This window comes from Paenibacillus selenitireducens (genome assembly GCF_002021565.1).
GTDB lineage: Bacteria > Bacillota > Bacilli > Paenibacillales > Paenibacillaceae > Paenibacillus_K > Paenibacillus_K selenitireducens.
The window spans coordinates 676,755-689,477 of record NZ_MSZX01000002.1; the positions used below are offsets into that span (position 1 = coordinate 676,755).

Sequence of the window (12,723 nt, forward strand, 5' to 3'; positions counted from 1 at the left end):
ACACTATAAATCGTGTGTGATATTATTCTAAATCATACACGATTTATACTTTTGTATGCGATTACATAATAGCGGAGGGGACGATCATGTTTGTTCGCACAGTGAGCTTGTGGAGGAAAAACATCTATCGGCATTGGCAGCTTTATTGTATCGTGGCATTACCCGTTCTATTCCTCATCACGTTTAATTACGTCCCGATGTTCGGCATCCAGATTGCATTCAAAGAGTTCAACCCCATGCAAGGAATATGGCACAGTCCCTGGGTCGGAGGGAAGCAGTTCGAAATGTTCTTCGAATCCCCTTACTTCTGGCCAATCATCCAAAACACACTCCTTCTTAGTGTCTACGCATTATGTATCGGAACACCTGCCGCCATCCTACTGGCACTCGCACTCAACGAAGTAAAAAACCAACGCTTTAAGAAAATCGTTCAAATGTTCACGTATGCCCCTTATTTTATTTCCACCGTTGTATTAGTAGGTATGATTAACATTATTTTATCCCCCACAACAGGACTTTACGGTCAGTTATCCCATCTCTTTGGCGTCCAGAATGTCTTTGATATTTTAGGAGAATCAAAAGCGTTCTCATCGCTGTATGTATGGTCTGGCGTTTGGCAGGAAACAGGTTATGGCGCCGTCATTTATCTTGCAGCCTTAGCGAATGTGAACCCAGAGCTCTATGAAGCTTCCAAGATTGACGGTGCAACCCGGCTTCAGAAAATCATACATATTGATTTGCCTACGATTCGCCCCACCATCATCGTGCTATTAATTTTAGCGGTTGGCGGGCTGATGAGCGTAGGATTCGAGAAAGTCTTTCTGCTTCAGAATATGTTGAACCTGAGCACGTCCGAAGTCATTTCCACGTATGTGTATAAAATTGGGTTAGTGAACACCAATTACAGCTTCGCGGTTGCCGTCGGCTTGTTCAACTCGGTTGTCGGGTTCATTCTGATCTTCACAACGAATGTGCTCGCTAGAAAATATTCGGATTCGAGTCTGTTCTGATGAGGGGGATAGCCATGGAGAAAGCCATTCACATTCGCGAGCCTTGGAGCGATCGGGTGAGCATGATTGTTATTTACATCTTTCTAAGTATCATTCTACTTTGCGTTGCCTACCCCTTAATCTATATTATCAGCTCATCGTTCAGTTCATCTGCCGCAGTCACCTCCGGTAAAGTATGGTTGTTCCCGGTAGAACCTACGTGGTATGGGTATCAAGCCGTGTTCCAATATCCGCAAATATGGACGGGTTACCTCAATTCCATCATCTATACCGTATCGGGCTCCATCATTAGCGTTGCTCTAACCATCATGATGGCGTATCCCTTATCGCGTAAGACATTTATGAGCAGGAAGGTCCTCATGTGGGCGCTGTTGTTCGCGATGCTGTTCAGCGGCGGATTAATTCCTTACTATCTCGTCATTAAATCTCTTCATCTGCTTGATACACGCTGGGCCATGATCCTTCCAGGTGCACTCAACATCTTCTCTATTATTGTCGCCAAAACATTTTTCCAAAGCTCGATCCCAAATGATTTATATGAAGCCGCTCAGCTCGACGGATGTAATGATACCCGGTTCTTAACACGGATCGTTCTTCCATTATCCAAGCCAGTAATCGCTGTATTACTGCTTTGGGCCGCAGTGAGCAATTGGAACTCCTATTTTAACGCGCTGATCTTCCTGAACAGTGAAAATCTCTATCCGCTGCAGCTTGTGTTGCGCGAAATTCTGGTCTTGAACAATGTCTCGACGAACTCGATTACGTTATCTCCGGAACAGCTCAAACAGTTCGAAGATATGAAGACACTCCTGAAATATTCCGTGATAGTTATCGCAAGCATACCGGTGTTGATTTTGTATCCGTTTATTCAAAAATACTTCGTCAAAGGGGTGATGGTGGGTTCCATCAAAGAATAAGCACAGAGGGTCGTTAGGGTGAATTCCATTTCGAATTTTGGAGGGGTATGCATGTTTCGTTTCAATCGAACGGTATTGGCTGTCATGATGGCATCCATCATGATCATATTATCCGCTTGTTCAGGCAATTCGACGGATCCAAAGGACAATAATACATCGACGAATACCAATGGTACGGTCGACGAAAACAAAGTGGTCGATGTTTCCTTCTTCGCGGTTCCGTCTTCAGATGTGATAGACCTCAAAACGAACTGGTTCACCAATTATGTAAAAGAAACCTTCAAACTGAATATTCAATGGAATCTTGCACCATCCAGCGATTATTTAACAAAGCAATCCCTTCTGCTGTCCAGCGGCAACTATCCGGATGCCTTCTGGTCGGGCAGCTTTTCACCGTCAGATATTCTGAAATATTCACAGCAAGGGATCCTCGTCCCGCTTAATTCTTATATCGAGAAATACGCTCCCAATCTGACGAAAGCGATCGAGACCGCACCAGGCTTGAAGCAAGCCGTTACCGCACCGGATGGGAACATCTATGGCATACCAAGCTATAATTCATGCATTCATTGCTACTGGGGACAGAAATTCTGGATTAATACGGATTACTTGAAAAAATTCGGCTTATCTATGCCGACGACGACGGATGAGCTGACGAATGTGCTGCAAGCCTTTAAAGATAACGGGCTCGTGCCGTTGACCGGCACATCTGACGGGTTTGACCCGACGATCTTCCTCATGAATGCCTTCATTTATGACAATGGGTCCGATTTCTTTAACGTAGAGGATGGGAAAGTGAGCTATGCGCCCGTGCAAGAAGGGTGGAAGAAGGGCCTTACCTATATGCGTGATCTGTACGCGAAAGGACTCATCGATAAGCAAGCTTTCAGTCAAAAGGGCGATGTTATCAAACAGTTGGCTGCGCAGAACAAAGTGGGCGTAGTACCTTATTTGTATAGCGCGGGATTTATTGATACTGCCGATCCGAGCTATCCGAACTGGAGTACTGTATCCCCATTGAAAGGGCCGGATGGTACCCAATATGCAGCATTCAGCGGAAATACGCCTAAATCCCTGACGTTCGTGGTTACGAAAAACGCTAGCGAAGAGCAAATCGTGCGAATGATCAAACTCGTCGATTTCATCTATACACCAGAAGGCACTCAAATGATGAATTTCGGTCAGGAAGGGAAGTATTGGACCAAAGCCGGTGCCGGGATTAAGGGTCTGAGTGGGGAACAAGGGCTGTTCATTACCCAGTCTGATAAATTCTACTCTGCTGGCGCGAAGCAGAATGAAGGCTGGAACCAAATGGGACCGATTTTCCAGAATACGACGTGGAGAAACGGATTTGTTGAAGCGAAGGCACCATTTTCAGCGGATGGTTTGGAATCTCTTTTGATGCTGGAGACGATGAAAAATTATGCAGGTCATCAACCGAAGCAAGTGTATCCAGGGGTTATTTGGATTAAACCTGAGGAATATCAGAATTTTGCGTTGCTGAAGACCAATATTGAACAGTATGTCAAACAAACGATGGCCCAATTTATTAATGGATCGAAATCCATCGAAAAGGATTGGCAGTCCTATGTGGACGGCATGCAAAAATTAGGCTTGACGCAATACTTGGAGATGGCACAGAAAGCCATGACAGCGCCGTTCGATACATCCGCATTCCAATCTGATACGAAGACGGTTGAGTTCTTGTCTTCCTTGAAATAAAGCACGGAGGTGTGCTCGCGAAATGAAATCTAAGACGCTTCGGGTTGCGTTCATTGACGGCCCTGCCTATGCCCCTCTGTATGCATGCTTGGCACAATTCAGCCAACAATTCGGGATACAAGTGGATATCGGGTTCAAGGGAACGCACCCTGATCTGAATCGTCATGTACAAGAATGTTTTGAGAACGGCTTGTCTTCCTATGATCTGATATCCACGCATACGAAATATGCTCCGTCGCAAGCGCGTTATTTATATGGACTAGATCAGGCATTCACAGCAGAAGAGCTGGGGGATTTCTCTCCCGCTCTTCTGGAGCTTGCCCGCGTGCAAGGTGAATTAATAAGCATTCCGCGTAATTTTGATGCCAGGTTGCTGGTCTATCGGCGCGATCGCCTGGAGGAGCTGGGGTTGTCCGTTCCGGAGACATGGGAGGAGCTAGCTGATGTTGCGTCCAGAGCGACAGAAGCAGGCTATACGGGGTTCGTATTCCCTGGGATGGAATCCGGTTTATTCGGGACTTTCTTCGAATTGTTGATCAGTGGTGGTGGACAGCTATTCGATGAGCAATTACAGCCTAGGTTTGCCAGTGAAGCGGGTGTCGAAGCCCTTCATAAGCTCAGGCAATGGTATCAATGCGGGTGGACGCCGAAAGGGCTGCCTGACATGCATTATGATGAAGTATCAGCATCCTTCCGACAAGGTGAAAGTACGATGGTAACGGATTGGCCAGGCTATTTCGGCTTACTCTCCGATCCGATGTCACCTGTTTCTAACTTATTTGATCTTGCACTGACCCCGAAATCGGCAAGCGGCCGTCGCGCAGTTTATTGCGGAAGTCATTCGTTCGCGGTTCCAGCGTCCAGCGAGCATGTGGAAGAGGCGCTTCTTTTGCTGAAATTTTTGACTTCGCCGGAGGTGCAAGCCATTGATGCGGATCAGGGGCATGTTCCTGTTCGGCAATCAGTCATGACACGCCAGAAACAAGGGGCTCCTCCGCATTCGATTGCCGCCAGACGATGGTCTCTTCTGGAGGAAACCCTAGCGACAAGCGTTATTATACCGCCCAAGTTTCCGGAGTACCCTGCGGCTGAGGACATTCTATGGCAAGCACTCCGTAGATGCATTGTAGGAGAATTATCGGAACAGCAAGCGCTAGCCCTCGCATCGGAACAAATTCAGCAGCTTGTTGGTTCTTAGGCAGGGAGCAATCGGACATGGAAATGGTTGAAAGGAGGAATAGCGATGTCTCTTCAAGGCAAAGTGTGCATCGTGACGGGTGGCGGATCCGGGATCGGCGAAGTGACAGTCAAAAGATTCGCTTCAGAAGGTGCAACGGTGATCATTGCGGACGTGAATGAACAAGGAGCGCAGCGGGTAGTCCATGAGATTTTGCGCCATAACGGATCAGCATCCGTTATGTCCGTACGAACCGACGTGTCCGATGATCGGGAGGTTCGATCGCTTGTGACGGAAGTCATTTCGCAATACGGTCATATCGATGTCTTGTTTAATAATGCCGCAACCATTTTGCCCAAAGCATTGGAAGAGGTATCCGAGCACGAATGGACAAGGGTCATCGACATTAACCTGAAGAGCGTATATTTGATGATTAAATATACGATCCCGTATTTGAGGGTTACCCGTGGAAGTATCGTGAATATGGCCTCGTTGAATGGCTTGGTCGGCCAGAAGCAGAATGCAGTCTATGCTGCGACCAAAGGCGGCATCATTGCAATGACGAAAGCGCTAGCTATCGATTATGCTCCCGAAGGGGTACGGGTGAACTGCATCTGCCCAGCGGGCGTCATGACGCCGCTTCTTGAGAAATGGACCATGGAGCAGGCCGACCCAGAGGAGGTACGCACCTCACTCAATGAGATGCATGCACTTGGCAGACCGGCACGGGCGGAAGAAATTTCCGATGCCGTGGTATTTCTGGCTTCGCAATCATCACAATTCATAACTGGCGTTGCGCTACCGGTGGATGGCGGCGCATCTTTAGGATATTGAAGACATCGAGGGGAACAGGGGAGATCGAACCATGAAGATTATTAAGGCAGAGAGTTTCATTTTACACGTTCCTATTACACCTCCCATTACGGATGCGATTAATGTGGCTACGCATTGGGGTGTGACAGGCGTTCGCCTATATACCGATGAGGGGATTACGGGTTACGGGTATACGGGCACTTGCGCCCAAGGAGACGAGATGATCGCAGAGACCATTGATCGTTATTATGCCAAGAAGCTGATTGGCAAAGACCCGTTCATGGTGAAGCAGATTTGGGATGAGCTGCGGTACGGCGAGATGCATTGGATCGGTCGGGCAGGCGTCACGCATATGGCCTTAGCTGCAGTAGACATTGCGTTGTGGGATATCATGGCAAAAGCTTCGAATAAACCGTTGTGGCAGCTGCTTGGCGGACATAAATCCCAGAAGATCAAAGCCTATAATACGAATGGCGGTTGGCTGAATTGGAGCCAGGAACGGCTCATTGCTGATATGAGCAGCATTCTTGAGGAGGGATTTACCGCTGTCAAGATGAAGGTTGGTAAACCAGATCCACGGGAGGACTTCGCAAGGGTACAGGCGGTACGCCGCGCGATTGGGGATCAAGTAGGGTTGATGATTGACGTGAACCAACAATGGAATATCACGACAGCCATGACGTGGGGCAAGAAATTGGAGCAATTCGACCTTCTCTGGCTCGAGGAACCGTTAAATCCAGATGACATCATGAATCATCGAAAACTAGCGGATGAACTGAACGTACCGATCGCACTCGGCGAGCATGTGTATTCCAAATATGCGTTTCGCGATTACATCCATCAGGGTGCAGTCGAATATGTCCAAGTGGATGTCACGCGTGTTGCCGGCATAACCGAATGGCTGCAAATCGCCGGACTTGCTGCTGCATATGACTTGCCTATATGCCCGCATGTCGGGGATATGGGACAAATTCATCAGCATCTGGTTGCATCCACGCCGAATGCGGTTCTGTTAGAGTATATCCCTTGGATCCGCCATATCTTCGAAGAACCAGCGACCGTAAAGGACGGGTTTTACGTGCTGCCGCAGATGCCAGGTGCATCGACTGAAATCATTCCACGTTATTTTGAGGAATACCGAGTGAAGTAACACGATATCTATCGAAGAAATCAAGAGGAGTTGAACGTTCATGAAAGCAGTTCATCCCGAAGCTCAATGGTTTGATGAAGCTCGATTTGGCTTATTTATTCATTGGGGTCCGTATGCGTTGCGAGAAATTGAGGCCTCTTGGCCTTTAATGCCCCATAGCAGGCAGCATCTGGATGTTGAAACCTATGAAAGTCTGGCAGATGAGTTCCATCCAACTCGCTATAATCCGAGAGAATGGGCCCAGCATGCCAAGGAGGCGGGTGCGAAATACGTGGTGCTCACCGCAAAGCATCATGATGGATTCTGCCTCTTCGACACCGCAACGACCGACTATTGCGCGACGAAAAGAGGACCCAAACAGGATTTGATTGCACCTTATGTCGAGGCTATCAGAGAAGTGGGGTTAAAAGTAGGGCTGTATTTTACGACCATTGATTGGCATGACCCTGATTTTGCTACGATCCCCATAAGCAAGCATATTCAATCGCCGAAGCCGAATACGTATGACCCCGCAAGATGGTGGCAGTTCCACCAGCGTTTTATGGAACAGCTGCGTGAATTGCTGACAAATTACGGTCACATTGATCTGATCTGGTTCGATGTGCCGGGATTCGGTGCGGATCGCTGGCGCAGCAGCGAAGTGAAGCAAATGATGTTGAACCTGCAGCCGCATTTAGTCATTAACGATCGATTGCCGGACGTGGGCGATTATGAGACGCCGGAACAATTTGTACCGACACATCCACCGGATGGATGGTGGGAAACATGCATGACCATGAATCATCAATGGGCCTATCATTCGGTTGCATCGACATATAAGAGCGAAGGCACGCTGCTGGATACATTGCTCGAAGTGACGACCAAAGGAGGAAACCTCCTGTTAAATGTAGGCCCTCGACCGGATGGCACCTGGCCTGAAGAAGCGATTGAACGATTACAGCGAATCGGAGCGTGGCTCGGCCATTCGGGAGATAGTATTTATGGAACAAAGCGCATTACAGAGCATTATCCGCCTTGTTATTACGGCCCTATGACCCAAAAAGGAAATACGATTTATTTGCATGTCAGAGACATTCCTCGATTCCCTGTGGAAGTGCGTGAATTGGGGGGCCAAGTGAAGTCCGTGAAGTTGGTGAAGACGGGAGAAGAACTCCCTTACAAGGTGGAAGAAATATTTGGGTACTTGAGCGGAGCAGAAGGAAGCTACAGCGTAAATCGGATCTGGATCGATGTCCCCGCTGAAATCTGTGACGATTGGAATACGGCCATTGCGATCGAGTTTGATCGCGAACCGATTTGGCCCGTACGCAAATAGCTGGTCAGGACTCCCCTTTAGGATTTGTATCTTGAAGGGGGTTCTTGCGTAAATATTAGTTTTATGCAAACTTAACTTAGTTTCATCCATCGTCGCTTGGGAATCTAGCTTCTATAATCATAGTAAGTCAAGGAAATGACTTGACGGTGAACGCGGTACGGTAATCTGTCGGCGATAGTGAAATGGTTTGTCTCCTTGAACCCGGTCTGATCTGATCGTACCATTTAATAGTAGGAATAGGAGTGAATGAAATGCGGTTGCATTATACGCAAGCAGCATCCAAGTGGACCGAAGCGCTGCCGCTTGGCAACGGGCGCCTCGGAGCGATGGTATTCGGTGGCGTTCAGACTGAACTTTTACAATTAAATGAAGATACCCTTTGGTCGGGGGCGCCGAAAGACGGCACGAATCCCAATGCAAAGACCTTGCTTCCGGATATCCGCCGGTTGATAGAAGAGGGCCGTTATACGGAAGCCGACCAGCTCTGTAAAGGAACGATGGGACCTTACACACAATCTTATATGCCTCTCGGAGATTTGACGATTCAATTTCATCATGGTGCCTTATCCAAATCTTATGTTCGCGAGTTAGATCTCAACCAAGGGATATCGGTAACGGAGTATACGATTGGACAAGTGGACTACCGTCGCACGTCATTTATTTCGCATCCCGATCAAGTGTTGGTCTACCGGATCGAAGCCAGTCGTCCGGGGATGTTATCTTTCACGGCTCGGTGCACAAGTCCATTGAAGTATCGTTCGACGACAGATGGAGATCACTTCATAATCAAAGGCGTAGCTCCAACGCATGTGGATCCAAATTACTATGATACGGACGAACCGATCAGATATGGAGACACAGGCATGAAATTCGAGGGTCGTCTTGCTGTGAAGTTAGAGCAAGGCAAGGTACATGTCGATCCAGACGGTATCCATGTCGAGGGCACAACATCCGCAACGTTGATCTTCAGCAGTGCGACAAGCTTCAATGGCTTTGATCATCATCCCGGAACAGAGGGTAAGGACCCATCTCCAATTGCGGCAAGCTATGTGAACTCTGCATTAGCGAAATCGTATGACGAATTGTTACAAGCCCATGTGGGTGATTACCGCCAATTATTTGATCGGGTAAGCTTGCATTTGGGGGATTCAAACATTTCGGAAGATTTGCCGACGGATCGCCGCATCATCGAATATGGCGTACAGGATCCTCGGTTAGTTGAGTTGCTGTTCCAATATGGCAGGTATCTCTTGATTTCGAGTTCGAGACCCGGAACGCAAGCCGCAAATTTGCAAGGGATATGGAATAAGGAGACGCGTCCGCCATGGAGCAGCAATTATACGCTGAATATCAACGCGCAGATGAATTATTGGCTTGCAGAGAGCTGTAACCTAGCCGAGTGCCATGAACCCCTACTCGACTTTATTGGGAATCTGGCGGTGACGGGCGCGGAGACGGCACGCGAGAATTACGGGCTGCGGGGGTGGGTTGCGCACCACAATAGCGATGTCTGGTGTCAGTCCACGCCCGTGGGTGCCTTCGGAGATGGAGATCCCGTCTGGGCAAGCTGGTTCATGGCAGCGCCTTGGCTCTGTCAGCATTTGTGGCAGCATTATGAATTTGGCGGCGATCTGAATTTCTTGCGTGACCAGGCTTACCCTGTGATGCGTGAAGCCGCGTTATTCTGTCTAGACTGGCTGATAGAGAATAAAGACGGATATTTGGTCACATCACCTTCCACATCACCGGAGCACAAGTTCGTTGGTCCAGATGGGAAGCGTACCGCGGTCAGCCAAGCAACGACGATGGATATGACGCTAATTCGCGAATTGTTCACGAACTGTATCCAAGCGAGTGATCTGCTGGGGTTGGATGAAGCATTCAGGCAGCAGCTGGAAGAAGCGCAAGATCGTCTGCTTCCGTATCAAATCGGTCAACACGGCCAATTGCAAGAGTGGTCTTCAGATTTTGATGATGAAGATATTCACCATCGACATGTGTCTCACTTGTATGGGATGTATCCAGGGAATCAATTGACGCTAACTGAGACGCCGGCGTTTTTTGATGCTGCCAGAACTTCCCTCAACCGACGCAGTGATGTGGGAACAGGGTGGAGCTTAGCATGGAAAATTAATCTATGGGCGCGGTTTGGTGACGGCAATCGTGCGCATCAATTGATTGGGAATTTGCTGCAGCTGGTGGATACCGATCAGGGGAGCATGACAGGAGGGGGCGTATATCCAAACTTATTGGATGCCCACCCACCATTCCAAATTGACGGCAACTTCGGCTTCTCGTCCGGTGTGGTAGAGATGTTAATGCAATCCCATACAGGACGAATTCAGCTTCTTCCGGCGCTTCCGAACGCTTGGCATACCGGTGAAGTGAAGGGTTTACGGGCCCGCGGCGGTTTTGAAGTAGACCTATCTTGGCGAGAGGGGCACATTGAACGTGTAGAAATTCTTTCGATTCAAGGCGGCTTCTGTCGGATGGAGACAGCGGTACCTTTACGTATCGAAGCGAATGGAACTCATACGCTTGCCGATGCATACGTTGCGCAATCCGGAGAGCTGGGCTTTAGGACACAACCCGGTGAGCGTTACATCCTCGTTCCTGCATCGGTCCCGGCTTCTACTTAAGCGCCGGAGCAGAAATCGATTTACAGTGATTCCCATGCTATGTTACAGTGTTTGTAGTTATTGGAAAAGGAGAATGGACGTATGCCAGTATCTTTGTAATGGATCGCCTAAGAGTTGCAACGCAAATTTCGTTCGTATAGATCGACGGGATACGTGTGCCTTTTTGACCCATTACAAGTGCGAAGCGAAGATCTGAACCTTCTGCGGAGTGCCTATTTGGGTACTCCGCTTTGTGTTTTCATCCGAGCGAGCGGATCTCTATTCTATTACTTATCCAATAAGGAGTGTTCAACCCATGGAACAAGGTATTCGATTTGAAACGACATCATTAACCATTCGCGAGTTTACTTTTGACGATTATGATGCACTCTATCAATTAACTCGTCAGCGCGAAATTACGGATATATTACCAGACTGGAACGTGTCTGAAGAACAATTAAAGGAATTTCTTCAGTTTGTGATTGCTTCCTACCCGAAGTTCGGTCCGCAGGATGTGCGCATCTTACTTGCGATCGAACATAAGCGAGACCGACAGCTCATTGGCTGGTGCGGCGTATTCCCGAATGATATGTTAGACAGCTCGAAGCGCGAGGTGGCTTACGCAATCTCCAAAGATTATCGGAACCAGGGGCTTACGACAGAAGCGGCGCAAGCGGTGGTATCATATGTGTTCCGACATTCCTACTTGCAAGAGATTGTAGCGATTGTCAAACCATTCAATGCTCCTTCTAGAAGGGTGATCGAGAAGACGAAGTTTACCCATCAGCATGTGGTTCAGCTATCGGACGGTGCGGAGTATGACTATTTTGCATTACATCGGCATTTGTGCATGGTCAGTCCGATTTCATTCGAGGACATTGAGCCGTATATGGATATTTTGGCAGAGGTTGAGCATACGCATTTAAATCGTAAAAATCCGGAACATGAGCAATGGCTGCGGCGCCGTATTCAGTCATTTTACGCGAGAGGCGCCCAATATTACGCTTATCATGACCCGTTTTTGCCAAGTGGGACAGGTATTATTAGTGTTCTGCACGAAGAGGCTCCCTCAGGGCTCGATAGTCTAGGCATGAGAGCAGAAGTGCTTCAAATCGGGGTATCCGAAGACGGGAGACGACAAGGGATCGGTTCGATTCTTCTACGATATGTAGAGGAAGTAATGCGCTGTCGCCGCGTGTACTGCCTATTCATGATGACCTATGCCGAGGAGTACGCTGTGATTTCATTTTATGGAAAAAATGGGTATGTCCCCGTTGCAACGCTGCCTGATGTGTATGGACCGGGCCTGGAGGGCAATGTGTTTATGCGGAAAATTATACGGTAGAACCTTATCATAGAGAGATGATGCATTGCGGCAAATAGGCCCGAGTGGAAAATAGGCTTAGCCTAAATCCTATGATGCTTCGATGAAATAAAGAGGGCTTGGAACACAACGACAAGTTCGTTGTGTTCTTTTTTTACATTCTAGAATTAATAATTTTCGAGAGAATGTCGAAATCAAATTAGGGTGCAGAGAACGGTGCGAGAAATGAACGGACACAGGAGACCTTAATGATGCCAAAAGCACTCAAAATGCAGGTTGAAAGGACACAGCAGCTCTTATCATGCCAAACATAAGCTATATACTCATGATTCGAATGGAATAAGGGACTCTGTGTCCGCAACAACGGCTAATCTATGAGCATAGCTAACAATAAGGTCTCTCGGGTCCGTCATACACAAAGAGCTTATTTAATTTGTCAAGATTTCGCATACACGACAGCTGAAACGCAAAACACCAACCCCCTTTCCTATCCATAAACGTATAGGTTCACACAATAAAGGACCGTCGAGTGATCCCTGACGGTTTTTCTCATGAAATTTTTAAGAAAAGGAGGATATATTCAATTTCTGAGCATAAATAAGAAAAATAATCTTTCTAATGGGAGCTGGCGATGATATGATACGGATAACAATCCTTACCATGTTGGGAGTAGATCA

The 12,723-nt window shown here is 47.9% G+C and carries 9 protein-coding genes; all 9 read left to right on the plus strand.

The genetic code is table 11. From position 1 onward, the window contains the following. Positions 1-86 precede the first annotated feature (86 nt). Positions 87-1,010, plus strand: a complete 924-nt coding sequence (locus tag BVG16_RS07320; protein WP_078497869.1) for an ABC transporter permease — start codon at positions 87-89, stop codon at positions 1,008-1,010. Between the two features lie 14 nt (positions 1,011-1,024). Further along, positions 1,025-1,927, plus strand: coding sequence for a carbohydrate ABC transporter permease (locus BVG16_RS07325; RefSeq protein ID WP_078497870.1), 903 nt, complete (start codon positions 1,025-1,027; stop codon positions 1,925-1,927). Between the two features lie 51 nt (positions 1,928-1,978). Continuing rightward, positions 1,979-3,649, plus strand: coding sequence for a type 2 periplasmic-binding domain-containing protein (locus BVG16_RS07330; protein WP_078497871.1), 1,671 nt, complete (start codon positions 1,979-1,981; stop codon positions 3,647-3,649). A 22-nt stretch (positions 3,650-3,671) separates the two neighbouring features. Beyond that, on the plus strand, positions 3,672-4,847 hold the full coding sequence (locus BVG16_RS07335; RefSeq protein WP_078497872.1) for an extracellular solute-binding protein: 1,176 nt from the start codon (positions 3,672-3,674) through the stop codon (positions 4,845-4,847). Between the two features lie 45 nt (positions 4,848-4,892). Beyond that, positions 4,893-5,660 (plus strand): SDR family NAD(P)-dependent oxidoreductase, encoded by a 768-nt coding sequence (locus BVG16_RS07340; protein WP_078497873.1) that lies wholly within the window; start codon positions 4,893-4,895, stop codon positions 5,658-5,660. Positions 5,661-5,691: 31 nt separating this feature from the next. After that, on the plus strand, positions 5,692-6,789 hold the full coding sequence (locus BVG16_RS07345) for a mandelate racemase/muconate lactonizing enzyme family protein (RefSeq protein WP_078497874.1): 1,098 nt from the start codon (positions 5,692-5,694) through the stop codon (positions 6,787-6,789). A 40-nt stretch (positions 6,790-6,829) separates the two neighbouring features. Then, positions 6,830-8,104 (plus strand): alpha-L-fucosidase, encoded by a 1,275-nt coding sequence (locus tag BVG16_RS07350; protein WP_078497875.1) that lies wholly within the window; start codon positions 6,830-6,832, stop codon positions 8,102-8,104. Positions 8,105-8,355: 251 nt separating this feature from the next. Continuing rightward, on the plus strand, positions 8,356-10,743 hold the full coding sequence (locus tag BVG16_RS07355; RefSeq protein ID WP_078497876.1) for a glycoside hydrolase family 95 protein: 2,388 nt from the start codon (positions 8,356-8,358) through the stop codon (positions 10,741-10,743). Between the two features lie 295 nt (positions 10,744-11,038). Then, complete coding sequence (locus BVG16_RS07360; protein WP_078497877.1) at positions 11,039-12,067, plus strand: GNAT family N-acetyltransferase; 1,029 nt, start codon at positions 11,039-11,041, stop codon at positions 12,065-12,067. Positions 12,068-12,723: the final 656 nt, after the last annotated feature.